This is a genomic window from Shewanella sp. MM_2022_3, assembly GCF_022557375.1.
In the GTDB taxonomy this organism is placed as follows: Bacteria; Pseudomonadota; Gammaproteobacteria; order Enterobacterales; family Shewanellaceae; genus Shewanella; species Shewanella xiamenensis.
Genome location: NZ_JAKZGV010000037.1, coordinates 17,500 through 43,459, shown reverse-complemented (window position 1 = coordinate 43,459; position 25,960 = coordinate 17,500). Strand labels below are relative to the sequence as shown.

At 46.3% G+C, this 25,960-nt stretch carries 20 protein-coding genes; 12 read left to right on the top strand and 8 right to left on the bottom strand.

Annotated features, from left to right (window positions below; all coding sequences use genetic code 11):
- Nucleotides 1–735: 735 nt before the first annotated feature.
- From MMG82_RS16080 to MMG82_RS16070, 3 genes are all read left to right on the top strand, one after another.
- On the top strand, nt 736–2,547 hold the full coding sequence (locus tag MMG82_RS16080; RefSeq protein WP_241407098.1) for a DUF4209 domain-containing protein: 1,812 nt from the start codon (nt 736–738) through the stop codon (nt 2,545–2,547).
- Between the two features lie 606 nt (nt 2,548–3,153).
- On the top strand, nt 3,154–3,888 hold the full coding sequence (locus MMG82_RS16075) for a DUF599 domain-containing protein (protein WP_240293017.1): 735 nt from the start codon (nt 3,154–3,156) through the stop codon (nt 3,886–3,888).
- A 94-nt stretch (nt 3,889–3,982) separates the two neighbouring features.
- A complete protein-coding gene (locus MMG82_RS16070; RefSeq protein WP_011623867.1) occupies nt 3,983–4,162 on the top strand; it encodes a helix-turn-helix domain-containing protein in 180 nt (59 codons plus the stop codon).
- 51 nt (nt 4,163–4,213) lie between these two features.
- Here the strand turns inward: MMG82_RS16070 and cyaB are convergent, their stop codons facing one another.
- The 3 genes from cyaB to cydD are packed head-to-tail and all read right to left on the bottom strand — an operon-like array spanning nt 4,214 to nt 8,536.
- Nucleotides 4,214–4,813, bottom strand: coding sequence for a class IV adenylate cyclase (cyaB, locus tag MMG82_RS16065; protein ID WP_240293016.1), 600 nt, complete (start codon nt 4,811–4,813; stop codon nt 4,214–4,216).
- A 52-nt stretch (nt 4,814–4,865) separates the two neighbouring features.
- Complete coding sequence (cydC, locus tag MMG82_RS16060; protein ID WP_241407097.1) at nt 4,866–6,617, bottom strand: cysteine/glutathione ABC transporter ATP-binding protein/permease CydC; 1,752 nt, start codon at nt 6,615–6,617, stop codon at nt 4,866–4,868.
- Entirely contained in the window at nt 6,614–8,536 is a 1,923-nt protein-coding gene (gene cydD, locus MMG82_RS16055; RefSeq protein WP_241407096.1) for a cysteine/glutathione ABC transporter permease/ATP-binding protein CydD, read from the bottom strand. The genes cydC and cydD overlap by 4 nt, the downstream gene beginning before the upstream one ends.
- Nucleotides 8,537–8,936: 400 nt before the next feature.
- Here cydD and MMG82_RS16050 point away from each other — a divergent pair, with 400 nt between their 5' ends.
- Entirely contained in the window at nt 8,937–9,455 is a 519-nt protein-coding gene (locus MMG82_RS16050; protein ID WP_055647743.1) for a type II secretion system protein, read from the top strand.
- A gap of 83 nt (nt 9,456–9,538) precedes the next feature.
- Here the strand turns inward: MMG82_RS16050 and MMG82_RS16045 are convergent, their stop codons facing one another.
- A complete protein-coding gene (locus MMG82_RS16045) occupies nt 9,539–10,588 on the bottom strand; it encodes a DUF3626 domain-containing protein (RefSeq protein ID WP_037421804.1) in 1,050 nt (349 codons plus the stop codon).
- A 407-nt stretch (nt 10,589–10,995) separates the two neighbouring features.
- Here MMG82_RS16045 and MMG82_RS16040 point away from each other — a divergent pair, with 407 nt between their 5' ends.
- A complete protein-coding gene (locus MMG82_RS16040) occupies nt 10,996–12,612 on the top strand; it encodes a DEAD/DEAH box helicase (RefSeq protein WP_144345552.1) in 1,617 nt (538 codons plus the stop codon).
- Nucleotides 12,613–12,766: 154 nt separating this feature from the next.
- Here the strand turns inward: MMG82_RS16040 and MMG82_RS16035 are convergent, their stop codons facing one another.
- Nucleotides 12,767–14,467, bottom strand: a complete 1,701-nt coding sequence (locus tag MMG82_RS16035) for a methyl-accepting chemotaxis protein (RefSeq protein WP_144345551.1) — start codon at nt 14,465–14,467, stop codon at nt 12,767–12,769.
- A 299-nt stretch (nt 14,468–14,766) separates the two neighbouring features.
- Between MMG82_RS16035 and MMG82_RS16030 the strand changes: the two genes are divergently transcribed.
- The 4 genes from MMG82_RS16030 to MMG82_RS16015 all read left to right on the top strand — a co-directional run bounded on the left by MMG82_RS16030 (nt 14,767) and on the right by MMG82_RS16015 (nt 19,188).
- Complete coding sequence (locus MMG82_RS16030; protein WP_241407094.1) at nt 14,767–16,137, top strand: cysteine desulfurase; 1,371 nt, start codon at nt 14,767–14,769, stop codon at nt 16,135–16,137.
- A 51-nt stretch (nt 16,138–16,188) separates the two neighbouring features.
- Nucleotides 16,189–16,632 (top strand): SufE family protein, encoded by a 444-nt coding sequence (locus MMG82_RS16025; protein ID WP_203432937.1) that lies wholly within the window; start codon nt 16,189–16,191, stop codon nt 16,630–16,632.
- Nucleotides 16,633–16,742: 110 nt separating this feature from the next.
- Complete coding sequence (locus MMG82_RS16020; protein ID WP_172587622.1) at nt 16,743–17,933, top strand: membrane dipeptidase; 1,191 nt, start codon at nt 16,743–16,745, stop codon at nt 17,931–17,933.
- A gap of 82 nt (nt 17,934–18,015) precedes the next feature.
- Entirely contained in the window at nt 18,016–19,188 is a 1,173-nt protein-coding gene (locus tag MMG82_RS16015) for an AAA family ATPase (protein WP_047533314.1), read from the top strand.
- A gap of 3 nt (nt 19,189–19,191) precedes the next feature.
- Here the strand turns inward: MMG82_RS16015 and MMG82_RS16010 are convergent, their stop codons facing one another.
- The gene (locus tag MMG82_RS16010) at nt 19,192–19,512 is read right to left on the bottom strand and encodes a cupin domain-containing protein (RefSeq protein WP_240293473.1); all 321 of its coding nucleotides are present in this window, start codon (nt 19,510–19,512) and stop codon (nt 19,192–19,194) included.
- Between the two features lie 137 nt (nt 19,513–19,649).
- On the opposite strand from MMG82_RS16010, the gene MMG82_RS16005 reads away from it, so the two are divergent.
- Nucleotides 19,650–21,935, top strand: a complete 2,286-nt coding sequence (locus MMG82_RS16005; RefSeq protein ID WP_241407093.1) for a toxin-antitoxin system YwqK family antitoxin — start codon at nt 19,650–19,652, stop codon at nt 21,933–21,935.
- Nucleotides 21,936–22,000: 65 nt separating this feature from the next.
- On the opposite strand, the gene MMG82_RS16000 is transcribed toward MMG82_RS16005, so the two are convergent.
- Nucleotides 22,001–22,375 carry a PH domain-containing protein gene (locus tag MMG82_RS16000; RefSeq protein ID WP_037421824.1) on the bottom strand — a complete coding sequence of 125 codons (375 nt, stop codon included), beginning with the start codon at nt 22,373–22,375 and terminating at the stop codon, nt 22,001–22,003.
- Between the two features lie 142 nt (nt 22,376–22,517).
- Nucleotides 22,518–24,434, bottom strand: a complete 1,917-nt coding sequence (locus tag MMG82_RS15995) for a U32 family peptidase (RefSeq protein WP_047539475.1) — start codon at nt 24,432–24,434, stop codon at nt 22,518–22,520.
- Between the two features lie 190 nt (nt 24,435–24,624).
- On the opposite strand from MMG82_RS15995, the gene rluA reads away from it, so the two are divergent.
- Both rluA and asnC read left to right on the top strand, forming a co-directional pair.
- A complete protein-coding gene (rluA, locus tag MMG82_RS15990; protein WP_088586733.1) occupies nt 24,625–25,302 on the top strand; it encodes a bifunctional tRNA pseudouridine(32) synthase/23S rRNA pseudouridine(746) synthase RluA in 678 nt (225 codons plus the stop codon).
- 95 nt (nt 25,303–25,397) lie between these two features.
- A complete protein-coding gene (gene asnC, locus MMG82_RS15985) occupies nt 25,398–25,859 on the top strand; it encodes a transcriptional regulator AsnC (RefSeq protein ID WP_011073571.1) in 462 nt (153 codons plus the stop codon).
- Nucleotides 25,860–25,960: the final 101 nt, after the last annotated feature.

Here is a 25,960-nt window from a genome sequence, read left to right as displayed (position 1 = left end):
ATACCAAGCGGACAGGTCGAGCTTGTGTAGAGGTATTGTGGGAAGGATGGTTTAGGTTACAAACCATCCTTGAGGGTTACGAATTGGCCATGTCTCTCAATCACGAAGACTTGTGATCAAGAGACAGGACTCTGTCTGGCTTTTTTATTGGGTAATGAATGCTTATACCTTAAATTCAATTCGGGAAATGATCATAGGAATCAGTGGCGCCCAGAACTTTTCTGCAGTTAAACTTTTAGTCGTGGCTTAATTTTTCATCCTTTGGGACTTTCTCAGTCTCAATTCAGGCCAGTAGTTGCGGTAATGGTTCGAGGTGCTAATAGGCTGCATAATGGTTTCTAGCTATCGTATCCCCTCATTGCCTGCCGCAGGCCCTTGCACTGTTACACCAGTGACACGCCGTGAATACGTCCCTGTAGGCTCTACTAAAACATCCATGTTTTAGAAGGTCACTGGCGCAACAATGCTTGATTTGGTGTAACCATTGATAGTCGAGTAATGCCTGTCCTGATCTTCCTGCGAGCGTAAAAGAATAAGAAAGCTAAAATAATATCAACTGATTACCAATCAAACGGTATAAAAACCGCTACCGCAAAAAAGCAAATACCTATAGCATCATTTGTACAAATTGATATGGATGTGGCAACTGCCAAGTCCAACAAGCAATTTATGCCCTACAAACAGTGCTGAGCATAAATACTAAGATGTTAGCTGCAATCTACACACTGAGGTCATATGTCTATACAGGAAGTTGAAGTAACTCTAGAGGAGTTGCAATCACTAGATCAAGATCAAATACTCAATGCATGTAAAAGCCCAGTGTATTATGAATTAGAGTCAGCTTTTGGGAGTATTAAAGACTCTAATGCCGCAAAGTTGCTATCTGCCGCTTGCTCGATGCATCTAAAGCCTGAAAATCCGAAAGCGCCATTTTCACCTAAATTCATAATGCAAGACCGTAGAGGTCTTATTGCTAATGATTTTTCTAAAGAGTCTTTAAACTCACTTTCTCAATTTTGCTCGTTTGTAACAATACCTGAGCTACAAGCACGATTAGCTGATATTTCTTGGGTCACAAAAGTTGGAAGTGTTGAACATGCTTATATGGCAATAGAGGCATATTTAGAGTCTGCAAAAAAATTATTAACAATAGCTGATTCATGGGTTCACCCAGCAGAGCGAATCGAACGTGCATTAAGGTTGAGCTGTATGTTCAGAAGTGACACTCAGCGGCCTGATTTGTTCGAAAAGTTAGTTGACTTCATTACATCTGAGATAAATAGTAAAAAGCTAGATGATAATCCCTTTTATGCTTTACGTTTATTGACGTTATCACATGAATGTGGCGTTGGGAGTGATGACTGGATTCTAAACACAGCAGAGGAAATAGCTCAAACTCGTTTCGAACTAGGTGATTTTAGGACTGCGATAAATGCGTGGGAGTGTGCATTGAACTCAGCACTCTCGACTCGAAATAAAGGTAAACAACAAGAAATCTGGAGAGAAATAGCAGCTTGCCACATCAAAGATTCAGAATTTCAAGATGGTGGACTTATCGCTGCCGGATGCATACTTAAAGCAAGAGATGCATTGTCTAAAGTTCCCAATACTAAGCAAGAAAGACTTGAGCTATATGAGAGAATGAGAGATCACCAAATTGAATCTCTACATCAACTTCATGAGTTTTCAACGCCCGCGCAAGACATTAGTGAAATTGTTCATCAAGCAAAAATTCACGTCCAAGGTAGAGATTTCTTCGATATGCTTTTTAGGCTTGGTGTTCTGGTTTCAAGACCTACAGATATTAACAAGCTGAAAGAGCAAGCAATAGAACAGATGCAAAGTAGCATTGCATGGATGTTTGGTGGAACACATATAGATCACGAAGGTATCACAGTTGCAACGATTCCTGCTGGTATGGGGCTAAATCAAAGTCAAGATGGTCCAGTCACTTGGGCTACAATGATGAGAAATATTGGAATTGATCATCAACTAGCTGTTCAAGGGCAAATACGACCTGCTCTTGATGAACTAATGACTCAACATTATGTTTCTGAATATGCACTAGAGTCGATTTTAAAAAACAGTCCGTTCATACCATATGGGCACGAATATTTTTATATTAAAGGGATTATGTTCGGCCTTGAAGGGGACTTCCTAAGTGCATGTCATCTTCTTATTCCACAGATTGAAAATTCACTTAGGTACGTGGCAAGAAGTCAAGGAGAGGAACCAACAACATTGCACGGTGATGGTTCTCAAGAAAGAAGTGGCCTGAAATATTTATTAGATCATCCAGTTATTCTTGAAGTTTTAGGTCAAGACATTGTCGGAAATCTTCAAGCGATTTTAATAGATAAGATATATGGGGACTTAAGAAACCAAATGTCTCATGGCTATATGCCGGCTGGTCACTTTTATGGTGTTGCACCGGTTTTTCTTTGGTGGTTAATTTTACACATTTTAATGTTGCCTTTAGGTAGTCACTGGAAGAAGTACTACAAACCAGAAAATGCAGCTAACAAAGCCATTAAGCCGGATTCGTAACAGTTGGCTCAGAAAAAATAGGACGAAAATTTACTGTACTGCCATTTTTAAATATCTAGTTATTAATAACTCACTTTCGGGTTTATCAATGGTTAGGGTAATTGAGCATTGCCATAAATTGACCATTCACGGCATGGTAATGCTAGTCTTTTGGATCTGCAGATTATGCTGATTTTCAAAAGGCAAACCATGGTAATGGGCGAGACGACCGTCCGCCCCATGGACGGGGCGGTCGAGCATCCACGGACGGACTAGCTGCGTGTCGGTGAGTCATTACCATGATTGGCCTCACTCCTATTTTGGCCTGATGCCAATCATAACGTCCTCTCAGGGTGATAAAATTTAACAAACCGCCATTCACTGTATAGTTACATTTTAAGTTGTTGTGTTAACAACACCTTTAGCATGAACTTTTAAGCCCATTCCTCCCAAATGAATCAGCTCTAAAGCAGAACTTAAAAACTACCAATGTGAGCGGCTTCAAATTGTGAATAGGCGAGATTTGAAAGCGATATGAGGGGATTGCGCCTAAGAGATAAAAACCTTCATAATCGCACTCAATCAACCGATTTTTTACTTTCTCAAAGTCACTTTCTCAAGGCAACTATGACATTCTCGCTATTAGATATTTCTGCATTGACGTGGTTTATCGTTTCTTGGGCTGGCTATACCGCCTTTGCCCGGCGCAAGGCGAGAGATACCGACTGTATTGCCCGTGGTCTGCATAAGCATAGAATTTACTGGATGCTTGAGTTGATGACCCGAGGAGTGCGGGTAGGCGATGCGGCACTACTGGCAAACCTTGAACGCAATATTGCCTTTTTTGCCTCGACCACGCTATTCGTACTCGCAGGGGTACTAACCCTATTTGCGCAGGTTGAACGCCTTGAGGCCGTGATTGCCACTATTCCCTATGCGACGCCACCAAATCATTCATTGGTACAAGTTAAATTAGCGTTATTAGTGGTCATTTTTGTGATGGCGTTTTTCCAATTTACCTGGTCGATGCGCCAATACGGCTTTGTGAACGTGATGATAGGCGCAGGCCCGATGGATAGCGAAGGCGCCAATGACAACCTTAAAGCGTACGCAAGACAAATGGCAACGGTGCAAGACCAAGCCGCCCATTCCTATAACTATGGCCTGCGGGCTTACTACTTTTCGATGGCCGTGCTCTGCTGGTTCGTGCACCCTATCCTATTTATTTTGGCTAGCCTGTTTGTGGTGGTCACCCTGTATCGCCGCGAATTTAAATCCCGCGCAGTTATGGCCATTACCGCTGCGAAGGCACATTTAGGAACAGAATACCAAGCGCGAGAAACTCAGCGTCAATCCAAGTAGTCGTCATTTAGCCTGAGACTGCGCCAGTAAAGCGCAGTCTAATTCTTGTTCTATACTCATTGGGTTAATCACCAATCAATAATGGGAGTGAACCATGAGTGATAATCTGTTGACAGTTGATGAAGTGTGCAAGTTGCTGGATAAGAGCCCAGCGACGATTAAACGCTATGCGCGGGAAAACTTGCTCAGCAGCGTGAAAGACGGTGAAGAATTGCGATTCCCCGAAGAAGAGGTCAAACGTTACTTAGCCTTTTCGCAGCGCTTAGGAAGATAAGCCGCCGCGCCTTTTATCGATTCATCCCCAAATGGACTTGGGATGCCTCGCTTATCCTTGTATAGCCATCTGTAACTGTTTGTAAGATAAGAGTTCTCGCTGTGATTCCTCTAGCCCAAGTTCTGCGGCTAAGGCTAGGAGCTGCGCCTCATAGATTGGCAGCTTAGCTTCATCATTAGTCATAATAGCAAGCTCGGCAAAGTCTCCTAAACCTTCGAGCCAATCAAGCGTTAAATGAAATTCCCCGAGAAAATACACGCTGCGGCGTTTTTTAATCTCAAGCACACATTGATAGCCTAAAGTCCGCAGCATACTTTTGGCCTTGTTGGCATCCGTGATATTGACCGCTTCACAACGGCCTTTCTCGGGCCCTTTTACAATCCACAGCATGATGCCAGAGGGATGCATCTCGCGAATACACAGGCTTTTATGCTCAGCAGCTAAGGATGCTATAGGTGAATCAAAATAGCAGTCATGCTCAAGATTATCCTCGAGCATCACCTCGGGGGATTTGGCGCTTAGACGTGCCCAAAAGGCTTCACGGTCTGCAAGTCGATACTTAAGCTCTACCTCAAACTTGCCGTTAAAATGAGCGTTAATTTGCGGAGCTAATTCTTTTGGTGCAATGTCTGCTGGCATTGGGTTACTCATATAAAGGCTTCACTCCTGCTGCACGTATTTCTCACCCATTCGACATCCAGCCTCAAGCTAAGCGACGATAGAGCGCCTGATAGGCGGGACAAGTTTGAAGTAACTGCTGATGATCGCCCGATGCCACAATTTGCCCCTCAGCCATAAGGTGAATTTGGTCCATCTTGGCCATCGCCGTTAATCTGTGGCTAATCATTAGCAAGGTTTTATCTTTCGCAAATTCAAATAATAAGCTTAGGATTTCCCGCTCGGTGCGCTTATCTAGCCCTTCTGTGGGTTCATCTAACAACAATAATGGCGCATCCCTTAGCAGTGCTCTCGCCACGCCGATACGGCGCTGCTCGCCGCCCGATAACTGCCGGCCGCCCTCGCCAATCCACATATCGAGAGGCTTGTCGCCTTTAAGTAATTCGCCTAAACCAACCTGTTGTAAGACTTGGATAAAACGCTCGTCATTGGCGGTACGCTTTTGCCCTTCTGGCACAGGCAAGGCAATGGCAAGGTTCTCCCGCAGCGTGCCCGCATACAGATAGATCCGCTGGCTCACGACTGTCATCGCCGATCTTAATGCGGCCTCGCTATAGTCACTTAATTGATGACCATCGAGGTAAATCTGACCGCTTTGCGCCTGCCACTCTCGGGTAATTAAGGACAATAAACTGGATTTACCGCAGCCAGTCGCGCCCAATAGCGCCACCTTTTGGCCCGGTTTTATCTCGAGGGATAAGCCCTGAAGCACAGGCTGGTTTCCGCTATAACTAAATTGGATATCGCGGATCAGCAATCCACCAAAGGTCGCCTTAAGATCTGTATCTGTACTAAAACGAATATCGCTTTCTTGGTCGGTGATTTCGTTAATACGCGTTGCCGCCAGCACACAACCGGACAAATGTTGGAAGGCGCCCGCAATCGGCATCATCATTTCCACACAGGCCATAGTGGCAAACACCATCAAGGCGAACATCGGGCCGGGAGGCACAGCATCGCCCACGCCATTGGCGGCTAAAAATAGCATCATGATGAGTGCCGAGCCCGTCGCCAGGATCAGCATGGCTTGGCTTAAGGCGGTGATATTAGCCATCGCCCCTTGGCTAGCAAATAACGCCTGCTCGGCCTCGTCGAGCTTGTGTCTGTATCTGGCGTTTGCACCAAATAAACTCAGCTCCGCTTGGCCTTGTAATATATCGAGTAACTGCACCCGATATTGGCGTTTAGTCTCCAGCATATTGCGGCTAGGCGCATGCCCTAGACGATAAAACAACAGTGGTAGCAGCAGCCAAATCACCACTAAAAACAGGCATAAACTTAAGGCTAGCTTGGCATCAAACCATGCAAGGAATAGATATAACAACGCCGTCATCAGCAAGGAAGCCGCCATCGGCGTCAACAATCGTAAATACAGATGGTCGAGTGTATCGATATCCGCCACGAGGCGGTTGAGCATATCCGCACGGCGCAAACCTTGCAGATTTTTAGCGCTGAGAGGGAAGAGTTTTCGCCAGGCCCAAACTCTGAGTTCAGTCAGTAATTTAAAGGTCGCCTCATGGGTCGCGAGACGCTCACCGTAACGACTGGCTGTACGGGCAATAGATAAGAATCGCACGCCACCCGCGGGGGTAAAAAAGTTAAAGGATTGGGAGCCGATAACCGTTAATCCCGCCACCGCCGTCGCCGATAAAAACCAACCCGACAACGACAATAAGCCAATCCCCGCCATCAAAGTGGTAAGGGTGAGCACTAGCCCAATAACCATCATTAACCATTGATGGGAGAACAACCGAATGAAGGGAAGGAGTATTCTCATTGTGCACCTCCCTCTGTTGTCCCTAACGCAATATCGACGCGAGTATCAGGCATTGGCGATTCAAGCTCAATATCGGCTACCGACTCGGTATTTTCATGCAACATGGTTTGGAATAAACCCGCCTGCATAGAAAGAGTCGCAAAGTCGCCTCGCTGGACAATCAATCCCTTATCTAAGACTAAGATCGACTGCATCCGATCGAGCTGATCTAATCGATGGGTCACCATAATGCACATCTTGCCCGCCATCGCACGGTTCAAGGTGAGCGTTAATAGTTGCTCGCTAACACTGTCTAAACTCGCGGAGGGTTCATCAAGGATAAACACCTGCGACGCCTGTGCTAGCGCCCGCGCCAGAGCTATACGTTGTGCCTGCCCGACCGATAGGGTTGATGATTGTTCACCGATAGCAGTCGCTAAACCAAGGGGTTGCATGCGCACAAATTCATGGATATTGGCTTGCTCTAGCAAGTGCCACACCTGCTCGTCTGTAATATTAGGATTGGCTAGGGCTACGTTTTCCCGCACTGTGCCATGGAATAACTGTGGCTCTTGTCCAAGCCACGCTAATTGGCGCCGCCAATAGGCAAGATCAATGCTGGAGAGCTCAACACCGTTAATCAGTAACTTGCCTTGATAGGGTAAGAATCCTAATAGCGCGTTGAGTAAACTGGTTTTGCCTGCACCACTTGGGCCAACTAAGGCTAAATGTTCCCCCTGTTTCAACTCAAAACTGATGGGTCCTAATAAGCGGCTGCCATCAACGCTAAAGACTTCAAGTTCTTCAGCTATCAGGCTTTCAATCTTCTCAAGTCTGGTATCACAAACGACTGAGTCTGTTGGCTGAGGCTCGGGATGCTCAAGCAGAGTCATTAAAGCCTGCGCGGCACCAATCGCCTGCGCTTTGGCATGGTAGTGAGTGCCCATATCCCTTAACGGCTGATAAAACTCCGGCGCTAAAATAAGGATAAACAAACCGACAAACAGGCTAAAAGGTAAACCTTCATTGGTATTAGGCCCAATTTGAGCGTGCGCGCCATAGTAGCCAAAATCGAGGTGACCTAAGTAACTAAAACCAAAGTAAACCGCTAATACAGCAATCGACACCGCCGCAAAAAACTCCAGTACCGCCGAGCTTAAAAAGGCCATGCGCAGCACCGACATGGTTCGGCTGCGAAACTCCTCCGATGCCTTTTCAATCACCTTCAGCTCAGCATCGCCTCGATTGAATAACTTTAAGGTCGCAAGCCCTTTTAATCTATCCATAAAGTGGCCACTTAATCTGGCTAACGCATTGAAATTTTTACGGTTGGCATCAGCAGCACCCATACCGACAAGGATCATAAACAGCGGGATAAGGGGCGCGGTTAACAGTAAAATCAGCCCCGCCGCCCAGTTGATGGGAAACACGGCGATGAGGATCAATAAGGGGATCACGCCAGCAAGCGTCATTTGCGGTAAATAACGGGCATAAAAATCTTGTAAATCTTCAACTTGCTCTAACACTATGCTCGCCCAACTGCCTGCGGGTTTACCTTTAATAAACGCAGGGCCGAGCCGAGTTAATTTATCCATTACCGCACTGCGGATCTGTTGGCGTAAACGCCTACCCGCTTCAAAACTGGCACGCTCGCGGCCATAGGCAAGTATTGCTCGCAATAACATTAAGCCAATCAAGGCCATAAAATGCGGCAGATAATCACTCGCGCTGATAACAGTCTGAGCGCTATCGGCGCCGAATCCGAGCAATCCATTACCAATAATCACACCATCGAGGAGAGTGGCAATTAAATAAGCCTGCACGATCAATGCAATAGCACTTAATATTCCACACCAGACCGAAAGTTTAAGAAACCAGCCACAGGCCTTTTTTTGCGACTTGAGCCAAACAAGAAGGGACTTTTCTAACGACTTATCCATGGTGCTCCAACAAAACCAACACTGCAGTAAATTGTAGAAATCGATCTAACGCTTACCAATCAATGCCAAGGACTTGCAATAAGCGAAAAGCTTCGATAGGGACGCAGTATCGCAGGCATCCCCAACAGATGAAACCTTGGACGTATCTTTTGCTAAAAGATTCACGAAAATGCGATGATGATCAATAAATTCAGATTTAGCTCACAAAGATAAATACTTCACGCCTATAAACACTTATCTAGAACCACGTATTCGCACTCTCACATATCATCAAACTTAAAAATCTTTGTTGATTACGGATAACCCTATTTAACGAGGATAAAGACTAAAATATTAGCTAACTGGTCATTAGCGAAATTGTTGGATAAGATAGGAATAATTTTCAAGGAGTTAGATAGCAATGACAAACAAACATTCCGGTTTCACGTTAATAGAACTTGTTGTTGTGATTATTATTTTGGGCATTTTGGCTGTAGTGGCTGCCCCCAAATTTGTTAATTTACAGTCTGATGCGTACAAAAGTCAGTTGTCGGGTGCATTGGCATCAATGAAGTCTGCGGTCACCTTATTCAAGGCAAAATCAGAAATCGCCAACACAGGTACGACTAATCGTGTGGTTTTTGATGGTATTCGGGGTGAGAATTACCAACCTTGGGCCGCAAGCAGTAGTGGCACAGCACCTAGTGCGGGCTACACAACACCACCTGAAATTTTTAATGCCGCAGGCTTAAGCGTGAATGATTGGTCCTACCGTATTTATACATCTAACGGCACCTATCAAGTCATTGCAACCCCAAAGCAAAAGTTAAATCTGGCGACCCCTACTCAAGCAGAGGTATCTGCAACTAATTGTTATATAGACTATAAATGGGAGACAACAGGTGTTCCGACCTATACTAAGGTTGACACAGGTTGCTAATCACTGAGGCTTGTTGACGTTTTGGGCGCAATCAAAACGTCAATAGTGCGCATGTAACCATATTTAGTGACCCTATTTCCGCGCTAAGGCTGAATACCACCGTATTTGACTAACACATGCCAAAGTAGCTTGAGTTCATGGGCTACTTGAGCACGATTACCTCGATCTCGCCAGTGTTGTGGTGAATGGTATAAATCCCGCGCAGCAACCCCAATGGCATAAGCATCGACGCTATCGTCAATCGCAATACGTTCGGCCAGAGATGGCATAGTGGGTCCACGGAAATCGCTAGGGATCTGTGCCGTATGCAGGCTAAAACCATTATGGTATTGCAGCTCAATATCGTAACGGTCGCACAACTTAGTTAACGTTGCCCCGATTTCAGTCCCTTTAAAACTCGGATCGGCCACCAGCATGGCAATATCTTCATCGAGTGACACGTCACCGTGAATTTGCGCTTCGATATAATGATCAAGATTTGTCGACATCGGGCGTTCAAAGCGGGCAAGCAATGACGAATTAAGCTGATGCGCCAAATAATGGATCACATTTAGAGGCTTAAAGTCCGCTTTACCCAAGGCATAGTGGCGCTCAAAACTCTCGGTCAGCAGTGCCGCTAGCACATCATCAAAACAAGATAATGTCCCCTTTTCCTTAGGATTACGGTAAGAATCAAGGTAAGTAAAGGTCGAACGCGTGAGCAATTGTGAGTGGGTGAGCAGATAACAACTGCCAAAACGCGGGGCGGGGCCATCCTGCCACATACCTAAATCTAAAGCGCCATACTTAGGGCGGGATTTGGTTCCTTTATACACATCGCCAAACAGCTGATTTTCCCAATGATCCCTTGGTCCTCCAAGCTCAGGCGATAACTGCCCATTGGAAATATGGGTCTCGAACTGACTACGGTATTGCCCATCACGTAGAAGCCCTTCAGCGACTGTTAGACCTCGGCTGTCGATTCTGTCGGGATGGAAATGCAGTGCAACGCGGCCACACTGAAATAATTGCTTGAGTGCTAACTGCATCTCCTGCATGGGAATATTCGACATCTGCTGCACGTTTTTAATCACAGCCACGGCCTGCTCACTTCGCCCACGTGCAAGGCGTTCAATATGCTGTATTGCTGTCATAATCCACCCGCCATGAGGCGTTAATATTCCTGAGCAGAACTATCTTAAGAATGCAATGGTGCAGAATTCAACCTGCAAACGGAAAAACATCCCGCGAATCTTTACATATCCCGTTTATGAATATGTCTGGCCAACACTTTGGCAACCTATTGAGGAATCTTGTTAATTTTACCTCAAGTTGAACTACTTATAAGCAATCAAATTAACATAAACGTGATCTTTCGCTAAATACTGAACAAGATACTGATAGGTCGATAAATTAGCCACTAATGAAATAGGATTTTTATGCCTTTATACAACAAAATGCTTTCAGTCGTAGCACTGAGGCCCCTGTTAATGTAAGCTGCACGCCCGCCGTTCAGGCTATACCAAAGCAACGATGCGATGTTGCCACAAGAGATCCATTAATGAGTTTTTCCGCCTTAGGTTTATCCGCACCACTCCAAAAAGCCGTATCCGAACAGGGCTATGACACGCCATCTCCCATCCAAGTGCAAGCAATTCCAGCTGTACTAACGGGCAAAGACGTCATGGCTGCGGCCCAAACGGGAACAGGAAAAACCGCAGGTTTTACGCTGCCATTACTGGAATTACTCGCTAAAGGCCAAAAAGCCAAGTCAGGACAAACTCGCGCCTTAGTCTTAACTCCTACGAGGGAACTGGCGGCACAAGTTGGCGAAAGTGTTGAAACCTATGGTAAATATCTACCACTGCGTTCAGCTGTGGTCTTTGGTGGCGTGCCTATCAACCCGCAAATCAATAAATTACGTCATGGTGTTGATGTGTTAGTTGCCACACCAGGGCGACTATTAGATCTTGTGCAACAAAATGCGGTGAAGTTTAATCAACTTGAGATCTTAGTGCTCGACGAAGCGGATCGTATGTTGGATATGGGCTTTATCCGTGATATCAAAAAAATCCTTGCACTCTTACCCGCTAAGCGACAAAACCTGATGTTTTCAGCCACCTTCTCCGATGAGATCCGTGAGCTTGCAAAAGGGTTAGTCAATCATCCGGTTGAGATTTCCGTCACGCCGCGCAATGCCGCCGCAACGACGGTTAAGCAATGGATTTGCCCCGTTGATAAAACGCAAAAATCAGCCCTGCTGATCCAACTCATCAAACAGGAAAACTGGCAGCAAGTGTTAGTGTTTTCGCGTACTAAACATGGCGCTAACCGACTCGCGAAGAGCCTTATCCAAGCCGACATTAGCGCTGCCGCGATCCACGGTAATAAAAGCCAAGGTGCGCGCACTAAGGCCCTCGCCGACTTTAAGAGCGGTGAAGTTCGCGTATTGGTTGCGACCGATATTGCCGCCCGCGGTTTAGATATCGATCAGTTACCGCAAGTTGTTAACTTTGATTTACCTAACGTGCCTGAAGATTATGTGCATCGCATTGGCCGCACCGGCCGTGCTGGCGCCACAGGTCAAGCCGTTTCATTAGTCAGCAGCGAAGAAATTAAACTGCTTAAAGATATTGAGCGATTAATTAACCGCGTGCTCGAGCGCCAAGAAGTTGCAGGTTTTGGCCCAGTGCATGCGCTGCCCGAAACAACGCTCACTCCCCAAGGCAAAAATCATAAAGTAAAAGCCGTGGCAAGCCAGCGTAAACACCGCAGTGCAGGAAAACCTGCCCCACGATCTGGTTCTGGCCGAGATGCGTCTCAAACATCAAGCGTTCGAGATGGCAACCACGATAAGCACAGCACGCCATCACGCAACAGCAATGAACATCATAAGACCGAGGCAGCAGTTGCACGCTCGCCAAAACCAAAGAGTAAGCATCCTCAGCGCGATGGCGGCACAACTAACAGTGCAACGGCGGGGAACAATGCAAAAGCGAAACCGCATTCAGGTGCACAGCAACGTAGCCATGCAGAACGAAGCGACAAATCAAACAATGATGGACGCCGCCAAGAGCAGCCCAAAGGCCGCCATCCACACAGTGCAAAACCGGCTTCGAATGAGCCGAAACAGCACTCACATCGCGCAGATAACCGCCCGAATCGTGTTAAGCCTTAATCGCGTTAAGTCATAGTCGCATTAAGTCGCGTTAACTAATAATCGCCGTTAAGCTTCAGCCAGTTATCCAAAAATGCACAATAAAAATGCCCAGAGCCTAAGCGCTGGGCATTTTTATTTTACTAAACAAATTGATAGCGATAGTGCTAAATCCCTAGACTGTGCGCACCTTAAATTGCAGCATCGCTTCACGTAATGAATTTGCCTGTTGGGAGAGTGACTCACTGGCTTTAGCCGTTTCAAAAGCGCTGCTAAGCACAGACTCACCTGAATCCCGTATGGTGTTGATCCGTTCACTGATATCCTCAGCCGTGACAGCTTGCTCCTCACTCGCGGTAGCCACTTGCGCATTAGCCTGCGATAACTGGGTTAAGGCATCCGAAATCTCAAACAAGTTTTGTTTGATTTGATTGACTAATAGAGATGAGTCTTTGATTTGTAATTCATTTTTACCAAATGAATCCACAGCAGATTTTGCATCAAGTACTAAAGTTTGAATAAGTTCACTGATTTCCTGTGTAGCCGTTTGGCTACGAGTTGCCAATGCACGAACCTCATCGGCAACCACGGCAAACCCTCGACCTTGCTCACCCGCTCTTGCCGCCTCAATCGAGGCATTTAAGGCTAACAAATTGGTCTGGCCAGCAATCGCATCAACTACAGACACAAAATTTAAAATTTTACCCGTACTGGCCTGTAACTGTTGGATCAGTTGACTGGATTGCTGAGCGCTAGCCACTAATTGCTGAGCAATTTTCTCACTCGCGTCAACAACGGCACAGCTTTCTTTCACTCGGCTTTCCGCTTGTCCAGAGGAGTAGGATGCACTCTCGGCGCTGCTAGCAACTTCAGTAATTGTCGCCGCCATTTGGGTCATGGAGGTGGCAACTTGATCTGTATCTTCCTGCTGGCTAAGTATCGCTTTACGGTTATTTTCAGCTACAGCATTAAGCTCTGTAACCATAGATGCGATTTCTTCACTGCGACCAATCACTTGCCCAACGGTTTTACTGAGGGTTAGGGCCATTTGATTCATACTAATAGTCAGCTCGCCCAGTTCATCTTTCGATTCTACTGTTAATTCTCGGCTAAAGTTTCCCGACTCCATCATGGCTGCTGCATTACGCAGGCGCATAATCGAACGTACTATGTACTGACTAAAGGCGATTCCGATAACTAAACCTAAAATCAAAGCGATAGAAGAAATAACTATCAAGCCGTAAATGGCGTCTTGCTCTTCGTTCTCGGTAACAGTGACTGCTGTTTGTGTCATTTGCTCTAAACGCAACGCAAACTGGCTTAGCTGGGTATTAAATTCACCTTGGGTTTGTTCAAGTTCATTCACCTGTTGCACCAATGCCGCAGGATTAGTGCGTTGCTGGATTGCGGCGACCACGGTGGCAAGCTTTAGATCGTAATCTCGATAAACTCGAATAATATTGGTAATTTCTTGGGTTAACTGTTGTGTTTTATCTCGTAACTCTGAAGATTGGGGATATGCTAGCGCCTCATTGAGCATGGTTTGGGTCGACATCAACTCATTATTAATCCGCTCTTTATGTTGAATAACTTCTCCAATAAAGCCGTCAATTAATCGCTCCTGCGCTGAAACGGGTATCTCAGAGGCTCTGAAAGCCTTCTCAAGGCTAATCGAACTCTCAAGCTGCAAGATAGTAACTTCATTCGACAATTTCACTAATGGTATGTTTTCTAATGCAATTGTGTGAATTTCATCAGCAACCCGCTTCATTTTAAGCAAGCTAAATCCTGCTAATACCAGAATCAGTAGCAGCATAATGCCGATTAAACTGCCCATTTTATATCTGATCTGCAAATCTCTTAAGAAGCCAAGCATAAGGATGCTACTCCAACTGCCAATGTCTTATTTGTCTTTATATAGCATAGATGGAGTTTTGAGCTTTGCTGCAATGAGCACGCTTGGGTTAAACAAAAAATTTAATCCCTACCCCCAACCCTTGTCCGACATATAAAGCAAAACAGGCGATGGTGTTTATATGGAATGGTGTTTATATGAAATGGCGTAAACGCTTGCTGGATATTGCGATAACGGGAATGCAGATCCGACGAAAACTTGCATTCACCTGAGAGATAACAGAAGATCCAACAGCCTTTTTTATTGCGTTAAGCCCGTAGATGACACACACAGCCCCAACCAACACCACATTACCCAACGCAGAGCTTGCGCAGCAGGATATTGGCTCACAGAGCACTGCACCAGAAAGCATTGCATCAGACCATTTTGTATCGGAGAAGGTTGTGCCTGAAACAAGCACATTACTAACGCAGGCGTTTGATCTCAATAGCCAAATCCGCGCGCAATTTCCCACCCTCTCGCAAATGTTGGGCGATTATCCCCTGTGTTATCTTGATACCGCGGCCACCAGCCAAAAGCCGCTGTGTGTGTTAGAGGCAATGGCACAGTATTACCAATACGACAATGCCAATGTGCACCGTGCGGCGCACCAGTTATCGGCGCGCGCCACCTCAAGTTACGAGAAGGTGCGCGATCAATTACAGTTATTTATCAATGCCAAACGCCGTGAAGAAATCATTTTCACCCACGGCACTACTGAGTCCATCAACTTAGTCGCGTTTGGCTTAACGCCACAACTTAAATCTGGCGACCTTATTTTGATCGATAGCGCCGCCCACCACGCCAACATTGTTCCGTGGCAAGAATTGGCAAAACGCACTGGCGCTATCATTAAACCTATTCCGCTGACTCAAGATTGCCGACTTGATCTAAATGCCTACCAAGCCTTGCTGGAACTGAAACCCAAGGTTGTCGCCCTGTGCCATGTATCCAACGCCTTAGGTACGGTAAATCCGGTGGTGGAGTTAGTTCGCCAAGCAAAATCCCAAGGGGCACTCACCTTAGTCGATGGCGCACAGGCCGTGGCACATTTAAGTGTTGATATGGCCGCCATCGATTGTGATTTTTATGTGTTTTCTGGCCACAAGATGTACGGCCCGACGGGCATTGGCGTGCTTTATGGCCGTTTCGAGATACTCGATACCCTTACACCGCTACTTACGGGCGGCGAAATGATCAAACGCGTCAGTTTTGATGGCACCGAATTTGGCAGCTTGCCTAATCGCTTAGAGGCTGGCACACCGCCGATCAGTGCAGTGATTGGCCTTGGCGCCGCTATACGCTTTTTGCAACAACACCTCACGTCAGAGGTTAAAGCCCATGAAGCTGAACTGCTTCAGTATTTGCAAAACCAACTGCGCGCCCTTGGCGATGTGCGTGTGTATGGCGCACATCGCGATAATATTGGCGCAGTCGCTTTTAACCTTGCCGATGAACATCATCAGGATGTGGGCATTTTATTAGATCAACAAGGCGTTGCAGTTCGCTGCGGCCATCACTGCGCCATGCCCTTAATGCAAACCCTTAACCTTAAAGGTTGTTGCCGCGCATCGATTGGTATCTACACCAATAAAACCGATATCGACCGCTTTATTGCCGCCTTGGCCTCAGTTAAAGAATTGCTACTCTAAGGTTTATCCTTAAAGCCGTCAGCAAAACAGATAAAAAGAGGATAGTTCCCCATGACATTGCCAATCATGCCTCCAGCAACCGATTTTGCTTATCAGGTTGAGGATGCAGCGACATTACTAGCACGGTTTGAGCAGGCGCCAAACTGGCAGGAAAGATATCGCCAAATCATGTTACTAGGTAAAACCTTACCCACTTTAGCGGATGAATTTCGCCTTGAGTCTGCTCAAGTGAAGGGCTGCGAGAGTGATGCCTGGCTGTACCATCTAGAGCAAGACGGTAAGCATTATTTTCTGGCCGATAGTGATGCGCGCATCGTGAAGGGGTTAATCGGTTTACTATTGAGTGCCTGTCACGGCAAACAGAGCGACGAAATACTTGCCTTCGACCCTTCCGCCTATTTCAAACAATTAGGACTAGAGGGCCAATTAAGTCCCTCACGAACCAACGGCTTACATGCCTTAGCTAAGGCAATGATTGATGCGGTAAAACCCTAAATCAATCTGCGGGTTAAATCGACAAAAGAGGGATTTAATCAAAGACTTCTATGCTTTAACAGGGTATAAAGAAGTACAAATGAGCTTAATCTAAAGGAGAGTGCACGTCCATGAAGGCTATCAATCACCGTCGCCGAACTCTGCTCAAAGGCCTCAGTGCAGTTACTGGATTGAGCGCCGCCAGTGCATTAAGCCCTTTTGCCAGTTTCTCTAGTCTTGCCGCGCCCCTCCCGCCACGTGCACGGCGCTTATATATCGATGGTTTATCCTTTTTGCCCGATGATTTAGCCGATGTTCTCGCCTCAGGCCTCGATGCCTTTCTGTGTGATATCTCCGCCATTGAAACCATTGAACAAGCCGACGGCACCTTAAACTACAAGCGAACCTACAAAGCCTGCCTGGACAGCATCCAGCAAGCAGCAAAACGGGTGAGCGAGCATCCCGATATCCTCTTACAAGGCTTAACAGGACGCGATATCCAGCTTGCGAGGGAGAGCAATCGCACGGCAGTTTTCTTTCAAATCCAAGGTGCGGACTGTGTTGAAGATGATAGTGATGCCAACCAATGGGCATATGTTGATGCGTTTCATCGCCAAGGCCTACGCGCACTGCAACTCACTCACCATTATGGCAATACCTTTGCGGGCGGAGCGCTAGATAATGATGCCAATGGCGGGCTCAATAAACCGCTGACGAATCATGGGCGAGCGCTTATCGCAAAACTCAACCAAGCCAATATATTAATCGATGTGAGCCACTCAAGCGCCCAGACCGCATTAGATGTGGCTAAACTGAGCCGCGCGCCAATCGTTCAAAGCCATGGCGCGGCGCGCGGGATCGTTAAACATGCCCGTTGTAGCCCAGATGAAGTGATCCGTGCTATTGCTAATTCAGGCGGTGTTTTTGGTGTCTTTATGATGAGCTTTTGGCTCACCAATAAGGCCGTCCCAACGATCAATGACTATATTCGTCAGTTAGAATATGTTGCACGTATAGGTGGAGTTGATTGTGTGGCCATCGCCAACGATTTTCCGCTGCGAGGTCAAGAAAATCTGTTAGCCCTGAATAACGATAATGCCCAAGGCATTAAGGAATATCAGGATTGGTGGTACAGCCTAAGGGCCAAAAAAGTATTAGGCTTTGATGCTGAACCAAGGCATGTAGTGATCCCTGAGTTAAACCATATCGAACGCATGAGTCGGATTGATGATGCCCTAGCCAAGGCCCGATTTAAATCGACCGACCGCGACCGCTTTATGGGCGGCAACTGGCAACGAGTGTTAAATCAAGTATTAATCTAAATCCATCACCGCATAACTGGTACTTAGATAACAGCTCCAAGACAGCTTACTCGAGGATGATGGGAAACCTAACAGGATAACCATGCTAACCACACTTGCCATCTCTAACTACCGCACCTTAAGGGAAGTCGTCTTACCCCTGGGCCGACTTAATGTCGTCACTGGCGCTAACGGTAGTGGCAAATCTAATTTATACAAAGCATTACGTCTATTAGCGCAAACGGCGCAGGGTGGCGTAGTCAATGCTTTAGCACAAGAGGGCGGCTTAGATTCCTGTTTTTGGGCTGGACCTGAGAATCTGACCAAGGGCATGTTAGCAGGTGATACCCCCATCGAAGCGACCGTAAGGCAAGCGCCAAAACGCCTAAAGCTAGGCTTTGCGGGCGAAGATTTTAGTTATCTGATTGAACTTGGCCTGCCCAAACCCGACTCGACGACCCTCTTTGGCTTAGATCCCCAAATCAAACGAGAGGCGATTTGGAATGGTGCAAAATACCGTCCAGCAAGCGTCTTAGTCGAGCGCCGCGGCCCTATGGTGAAAAGTCGCAGCCAAGATGGCCAAGGCTGGATTACCCTAAGCGCACACCTGCAAACCGGTGACAGTATGTTTACCGAACTTGCTGATCCAGAACGCAGCCCTGAAGTGTTAACGCTAAGGGATAGCATTCGTGCTTGGCGTTTTTATGATCATTTTAGAACCGATGCCGAGGCTCCGGCCCGCCGCCCTCAACTTGGCACAGCAACGCCCGTGCTACACCATGATGGCCGGGATCTTCCCTCTGCTATACAAACTATTTTTGAAATTGGCGATAAGAGCGCTTTTGACCATGCGGTGAGCGATGCCTTTCCGGGAGCGAAGGTTCGTATCACGCCTCAAGCGGGCGGGATCCTACAACTTGAATTTCACCAGCAAGGTTTATTAAGACCACTGCATGCGAGCGAGTTATCCGATGGCACACTGAGATATTTACTGTTAATTGCCGCCCTGTTGACTCCAAGACCACCGGAACTCATGGTGTTAAACGAACCCGAAACAAGCCTGCATCCTGATTTATTACCCGCATTAGCGAGACTTATCGCTAAGGCGTCCGAGGTATGTCAATTATGGGTAGTGTCACACGCTAATCGATTAATCAATGCCTTAAGTCAGTTTGAGGAATGTAATACTTTGGCTCTGGATAAAACCCTAGGGCAAACTCAAATCTTAGGTCAGGATTTGCTCAATACACCCAGTTGGCAATGGCAAAACAGCTAGACCTCACGCATCATAAAATACCGCGAGCCATAGGGTTTCGCCCTGTATACAAGTCGAAGCGACGCGGTGTTTTTCATGGGGCGCGATGGTGAGATAATCCCCTGGTTTAAGTGTTAACAATCTACCTTGCTCAAATTCGAGTTGTGCCTCTCCTTTGAGCAACATCACCCATTCATATTGTGTTTGATCGTACCAATCACCCTCAGGGGTTGAATGGCCTTTGGAGATAATGCGCTCAATCATCACATTGCCATTTCCGGCAAGGGTTTCAAACACTTCTTGTGAAAGATCACTTGGGAGTGACTGATAAAAATTTTGTAGCATCATGAATCCAGATCTCGACTTAAGGGCAAGATAATCTATTGAGAAACCAAAGTATAACCCGTTATCATAGGCCTATTCGACTTAAGAAATTTACCAGATAAGTCAGTTGTATCATATGGATTTGGAGATGTTGACCTATGTCGTTGTTGAACGCATTTAAAGCAAAGTTGTTTAATACCAAAGAAAAACGCGGCGTCCAGCAAGACATTCCATCTCAAGCAGCTCGGCCGCAAGCCACTCAAGCAGCCTCCTCGTTTAAGCCTTATTTTAGCCTTGCCATCCAGGCCACTCCGGCGCAAGCCAATCGAGTGGATACTCAGGCAGCGATAAATCGATATTATTTTGATAACCCGCAAACCATTGAACTCCTTGGCTGGGAACATAAACATGAGTCCTGTACTTTTCACGATACTCAGTTTGACAGCATTGAGGTCAATGGCCCTGAGCAATATTTTTATCTAGGCAAAGATAAAACCTGTAGTCTGCTCCCTCATCCCAATAATGCCCAGCAAACACTATGGCAAGTTGAACTCTATAACCAACAAGATTTAGTGACTTGCCATTTTATTATCGACTCAACCCATACCGTTCAAGGCGATATGCAAGATTTCTCCAGCCTCACAGGGAAATTGCAACGTACTTTACATCAAATTCATACCGAGCAAGGGCGCTCGCTGCTGAGGATAATTACCCTATCCCCTAACATCACTCAGGCGGTAGATTGCAATTACTTTGGTCAACGCAATGGGATAACGCGCCAGCTCAATGCCTTAGGTGTACTGCAATTTGAGGGCAATTTTATTAATGACCAACAACTTGGCCGCCAAACTTGGTATGACCATGAAGGAAAAATCAATCAAGTCGAAGAACGTCAGCTCGATGGTATGTTACTCACCTACTACCATAGTAATGGTCAGATAAGGGAAACCGCAGAAAAGGATAGCGAAGGCAATTATATCAATCAGTTAAAACGCTATTATGAATCTGGAAATCTGTGGCTGACGCGCCCAATGGTGGCAAATCACATCCACGGAATTGAGTATATGTACTATGAGGATGGCAAGCTGCAAGCCGAATTAACCCATGATATGGGTAAGCCTGTTAACGAACTTTGGTATCATCCTAATGGCATTCTGAAGCAAGAAGTCCACTTCAATCAAGTGGGCAAACGCATTGAAACTTATTATGAAGATGGCCAACTCGCGTGGCGAGTACAGCTCAATTCACAGGGGGTAAATGAAGGCCTACGTCAAGAGTGGCACCCCAATGGCGTGCTCGCCAAACAGCTCAACTTTAGTAACGGCATAGCCCATGGCAACAGTGAACAATGGTATCCCAATGGGCAGTTAGAACAGTGCATTCCCTTTGAAAATGGCCATGAGCAGGGCCTTGCCACTTGGTACCATGAAAATGGCCAACTCGCCCTTGAAATCTACCTTGAAAAGGGCTTAAGAGAAGGATTATTTCGCAGTTACTATGAAAGCGGTGTCCTATCTGCCGAAGGTCAATATCGACATAATCTCTCGATCGCGCCTTTTATTGAATACTATGAAAACCAACAAATTCAAATGTATTTGCCCCATACCCAAGGCAATCGTGATGGCACAGCACGCTGGTTTTATGAAGATGGCACCATCCGCACTATTACAGAATATGTCGTTCGAGAGGGACAGGGTTATCTCAAACAAAGTAGCGCCTACAACAAGCAGGGCATCCTTGAATCCTTTGAGAGCCACTCAAATACCCGCTGCGGCTATAATCTTGAGAATAATCAAAGGCAATACTATCAAGAAGGCACTCCTGATACTCGGATAGAATACTATCAAGATGGGACAATTCGTTGGTTGTTGACTCGCTTAGAAGGAGAACGATACAGCTCAAAATCCTTTTCTGAACAAGGCAAACTCATCGAAACGGGTTTTATCACCTATATCGATGGTGATTACCTTGATGTCGGCCATTGGCAACGCTTTACGCCTCAAGGGCAACTGTATCGTGAAGCGTGGCTCAGCGACGATGGCAAGCTCAATGAAAGCCGCCATTATTTTGATGGCGCAGAGGATACACAGGAACAAACTGCAACAATTCAAGCTGGTGCTGATGAAACTCACTTGAATCTTACAGAAGTGACTTCAACTGGAGCAGACACTGCAAGCTGGCAGCAAGCAAAACAACCCGCTCCTATCCTCTCTTATCATTTAAAATTTGACCCAGATAGCCAACTCTACGCCATGAAGCGCTATCACCCCAACAGCCAAATCGCTGAGGAGGGTAACCTACACTTCCAAGGAGAAGAGCAATTTTGGGTCGGCATCCATAATCAATATGATGAGCAAGGTCGAATCACACTATCAGAAACTTACACTATGAGCGGCAAACCGATAGAACAGTCTAACGACCTAAACTACCGAGTATTAAATTGATTGGATATAAGCAAGCACACCTGCTTGCTTATAATATCTTGATATAAAAGTATTAAATCAAAAGACTACAGTGCGAAAGTGGCGATAGTCTTTTGGATCCCGACCACATCGGTGCCGCGCTTAAGCTCTTTTACCAGTGGCTCACTTCGACCTGAAATCCAAATTCTTAGCTCGGCATCCATATCGAAATGGCCTGTGGTTTCCACTTCGAAATGGGTGATGGATTTATAGGGCACGGAGTGATAGCTGGTCTTTTGGCCTGTGAGCCCTTGCTTATCAATTAAGATCAAGCGCTTATTGGTAAATACAAACAGATCACGGACCACTTTATAGGCCAGCTTTAATTCTTCCTGAATCCCCATGATTGGGCGCAGCTCTTCGGCCAGCTCCTGTAAATTCACCTCAGAAGCATTTCCGAGCAACCCATCTAATAGTCCCATGCTGACATCCTTTATTATTAAAATTTTTCAATAAAGTATCCTTTCAGTAACCCATAGGCAACAATGAGAAAGCTGAGCAGCTGAAAAACAATAAAAAAGGGAGCATTGAATGCTCAATGCTCCCTTACTATGAAGGCGTTAATTAAAGCGCTTTTTGGCCGCGAACCTGACGGTTTTCACCGACAACCAGCATCTCGCACTTAGGGCAATCAAATACTAACTTAAGTACATCGTTACCGATTTCGAGCACCATAGGATCGGCCTTAATTCCCGGCACTTCCTTAGGACAAAGATTAAAGTTAAATCTCAGGCAGTGCTTAGTCACCATCAAAGGCACGTCTTCAGTCACGCCGTTTTTCTCATAGGTATCTTGAATTTCAATCACGCCATGGCGTTGATAAAAATCTTTGGCCTTTTCGTTTGCCACGTTACCCAAGTAACTTAAGTGTTTGAATGGATACACAGCATCTTGGTTATATTTCCAAGGTTTTGGCCGTTGGTAGCCCTCTACACGGGCAAGTTCTAATGCAGCTACCGCATCACGGCGCAGGCCGTTAAGGGTTGAAGCAGGCAGGAACCAAGGCTGAGCAGTTTCGATACTAATCTGGCGCGCCGTAAAATCGGTACTGCCAAGCTTCGATAATTGTGTACGAATCGTCTGCAAGGTTTTTTCAGCGTCGGTGGCGGGCGTCTTTTCAACTTCCAACTCAACCGTAGCACTGAGGCCGTAGATATCGGTTAAAGTCAGCGCTACGCCCCTGGCGGTATCGGTTAAACGCATATCTACGCCGATAATTCGCTTGGCCGACTCTTTCGCTAACAAGGCTTCAAATGCCTGATTATGGTTACGGTATAAAGTCATACCAACACGTAAATCCCGTGGAACTTGTAACACATGCAGCTTATGGCCTTCGGCGCGGTTTACCCGTAAACCTTGCAACTTGTCGTCGGACTGCTTTGCCATCGCATAATTGGGTGGAAAATACGCTAACCCATCACCGTTATTAAATTCGTGGGTTGAACTGACTTGAATAAAATCCTTACCAAGAGCAACCACTTTACCCACATCTTGGCCAATATATTTGGGCGAGCGAAAATCTTTAATCCCTTGGCTACGCTCATGGACAAAATAGTCGGTGCTGCCACGATTAAAGGTTTTTTCGGGATCTGGGGTAAACGTATGCTCAGTACGGCCATGGGATGAAGCCACAAACTCAGGGCGACGCGCCATAATGGCATCGAGTTTTTGGCGATAATGAGCAGTCACGTTTTTTACATAACTTAAATCTTTTAAACGCCCCTCAATTTTGAAGGAGCGAACACCGGCATCAATCAAAGCTTCGAGGTTATCGGTTTGGTTATTATCTTTTAATGAGAGTAAGTGCTCGTTTTGCGCCAACACATCCCCTTGGCGGGTCTTAAGATTGCCCGGCAGACGACACATTTGCGAACATTCGCCGCGGTTAGCACTGCGATTACTAAAGGCATGGCTTAAGTTACATAATCCACTGTAGGCCACACACAGGGCGCCGTGGATAAAGAACTCAATCTGCATATTGGTATGAGCCGCAACCTCACGGATTTGGCTTAAGCCCAACTCGCGCGCCAGTACCACCTGCGAGAATCCCACTTGCTCTAAGAAGGCAACTTTTTCGGGATTACGGTTGTCCATTTGCGTACTGGCGTGCAGCGCAATCGGCGGCAGGTTAAGCTGTAAAACCCCCATATCCTGCACAATCAGCGCATCGGCGCCCGCGTTATACACATCCCAAATCAGTTTTTCTGCGGTTTCGAGCTCATCGTCCATCAGAATCGTATTGAGGGCGACAAACACTTGCGCATGATACTTGTGTGCAAAAGCACATAGGCGAGCGATATCTTCCACACTGTTACCCGCCGTCGCACGCGCCCCAAATGCTGGACCACCGATATAAACCGCATCGGCACCATGGCGAATGGCTTCAATACCATAATCGGCATTTTTTGCTGGCGCCAATAACTCTAAACGGTTATTAACGTGAGAAAGTGTCTCAGGGGTGTAAATCTCTGGCTGGCTCATACTTCACAGGCTCAAAATGAACAATAACGAAAAAGGTGACGAGTATAACAAAAACTCAAATCCAGCTCTATCTGCAAATCATTTTTCGCTGGATTAAAGCAAGGCGAGATAAGGAGGAGGAGAGACAACAAACTTGCACCCCAGAGCCTAGCGGAGTATCTTTGCCGCGCATTATTGAATAGGCGCGATTATGACTGATTTTATTTACCAACCACCAACAACTCCCTGGCTCGATGTGCTTTACCAAGATAAAGACATTATCGTCGTCAACAAGCCTTCGGGGTTGTTATCAGTGCCTGGTCGCGATCCCGCCCATTACGACAGTGTGTACGCCCGAGTAAAAGCTGAGCATCCGCATTGCCAAATCGTCCATCGCCTTGATATGGCGACCTCAGGTGTAATAGTGGTTGCGCTCATTCGTAGCGCCGAACGCGAATTAAAACGCCAGTTTCATGATAGAGAAACCAGCAAAACCTATCTCGCCAGAGTCGCTGGCCACATCAAAAACGATACGGGTAGCGTAGATTATCCGCTGATCTGCGACTGGCCCAATCGCCCAAAACAGAAAGTTGACCACGACATTGGCAAGCCATCATTGACCCATTTTGAAGTGTTAAGCCGCGCCAAGCGCTCGACGCTGGTTAAACTCAAGCCGATTACTGGGCGCTCACACCAACTCAGAGTACATATGATGGCACTCGGCCATCCTATCCTAGGCGATGGCTTTTACGCCGATCCACTGGCCAAATCCTTAGCACCGCGATTATTACTCCACGCCGCAGAGCTTACGATCAAACACCCATATACGGGTGAACCTATGACATTCAGCGCTAATGCCTCCTTTTGCGAACCAGAAGGTGAGCAATGATCACTAAAAACAATTAAAAAACGCAAAAGCAGTAGCCATTCCCTATAAAAAAACGTAACTTTATGACAATTCATTATGTTATAGAGAGTTTATTTATGGAAACCGCATTTCAGCGTGATCAGCTAGATAACCATATCCTCGAAGCCTTAATGCAAGACGCGCGCACACCTTTTGCCGAACTTGCCAAACGTTTCGGCGTGAGTGCGGGTACCATTCATGTGCGTGTCGAGAAAATGAAACAAGCGGGGATTATCACGGGTGCCCAGATCACCATCAATCCCAAGGCGCTAGGTTACGATGTCTGCTGTTTTATTGGAATTAATCTCAAAAGTGCTGGCGACTACCCCGCCGCCATCGCCAAGCTAAACGCCCTAGAAGAAGTGGTTGAAGCCTACTATACCACTGGCAACTACAGCATTTTTGTCAAAGTCATGTGCCAATCCATCGATGGCCTGCAACATGTGCTGATTAACCGCATCCAATCAATCGACGAAATTCAATCGACTGAAACCCTGATCAGCCTGCAAAACCCGATTACACGGGCAGTAAAGCCTTAATCAACCCACGAATATAAAGCTCAACAAACAGAACGATATATTGCAAAAGTATGACTTAAGTCTTTTTTACTTCAAAAGTGTTAACCGTACGATATTTTTGT

Excerpts from the sequence above, each read along its gene's own strand:
- MMG82_RS16070 (WP_011623867.1), top strand. The coding sequence starts at position 3,983 with ATGAGTGATAATCTGTTGACAGTTGATGAAGTGTGCAAGTTGCTGGAT.
- MMG82_RS16045 (WP_037421804.1), bottom strand. The coding sequence starts at position 10,588 with ATGACAGCAATACAGCATATTGAACGCCTTGCACGTGGGCGAAGTGAG.
- MMG82_RS16040 (WP_144345552.1), top strand. The coding sequence starts at position 10,996 with ATGAGTTTTTCCGCCTTAGGTTTATCCGCACCACTCCAAAAAGCCGTA.
- MMG82_RS16050 (WP_055647743.1), top strand. The coding sequence starts at position 8,937 with ATGACAAACAAACATTCCGGTTTCACGTTAATAGAACTTGTTGTTGTG.
- MMG82_RS15995 (WP_047539475.1), bottom strand. The coding sequence starts at position 24,434 with ATGAGCCAGCCAGAGATTTACACCCCTGAGACACTTTCTCACGTTAAT.
- MMG82_RS16035 (WP_144345551.1), bottom strand. The coding sequence starts at position 14,467 with ATGCTTGGCTTCTTAAGAGATTTGCAGATCAGATATAAAATGGGCAGT.
- cyaB (WP_240293016.1), bottom strand. The coding sequence starts at position 4,813 with ATGAGTAACCCAATGCCAGCAGACATTGCACCAAAAGAATTAGCTCCG.
- MMG82_RS16015 (WP_047533314.1), top strand. The coding sequence starts at position 18,016 with ATGCTAACCACACTTGCCATCTCTAACTACCGCACCTTAAGGGAAGTC.
- MMG82_RS16025 (WP_203432937.1), top strand. The coding sequence starts at position 16,189 with ATGACATTGCCAATCATGCCTCCAGCAACCGATTTTGCTTATCAGGTT.
- MMG82_RS16010 (WP_240293473.1), bottom strand. The coding sequence starts at position 19,512 with ATGCTACAAAATTTTTATCAGTCACTCCCAAGTGATCTTTCACAAGAA.
- MMG82_RS16080 (WP_241407098.1), top strand. The coding sequence starts at position 736 with ATGTCTATACAGGAAGTTGAAGTAACTCTAGAGGAGTTGCAATCACTA.
- asnC (WP_011073571.1), top strand. The coding sequence starts at position 25,398 with ATGGAAACCGCATTTCAGCGTGATCAGCTAGATAACCATATCCTCGAA.
- cydC (WP_241407097.1), bottom strand. The coding sequence starts at position 6,617 with ATGAGAATACTCCTTCCCTTCATTCGGTTGTTCTCCCATCAATGGTTA.
- MMG82_RS16005 (WP_241407093.1), top strand. The coding sequence starts at position 19,650 with ATGTCGTTGTTGAACGCATTTAAAGCAAAGTTGTTTAATACCAAAGAA.
- rluA (WP_088586733.1), top strand. The coding sequence starts at position 24,625 with ATGACTGATTTTATTTACCAACCACCAACAACTCCCTGGCTCGATGTG.
- MMG82_RS16020 (WP_172587622.1), top strand. The coding sequence starts at position 16,743 with ATGAAGGCTATCAATCACCGTCGCCGAACTCTGCTCAAAGGCCTCAGT.
- MMG82_RS16075 (WP_240293017.1), top strand. The coding sequence starts at position 3,154 with ATGACATTCTCGCTATTAGATATTTCTGCATTGACGTGGTTTATCGTT.
- cydD (WP_241407096.1), bottom strand. The coding sequence starts at position 8,536 with ATGGATAAGTCGTTAGAAAAGTCCCTTCTTGTTTGGCTCAAGTCGCAA.
- MMG82_RS16030 (WP_241407094.1), top strand. The coding sequence starts at position 14,767 with ATGACACACACAGCCCCAACCAACACCACATTACCCAACGCAGAGCTT.
- MMG82_RS16000 (WP_037421824.1), bottom strand. The coding sequence starts at position 22,375 with ATGGGACTATTAGATGGGTTGCTCGGAAATGCTTCTGAGGTGAATTTA.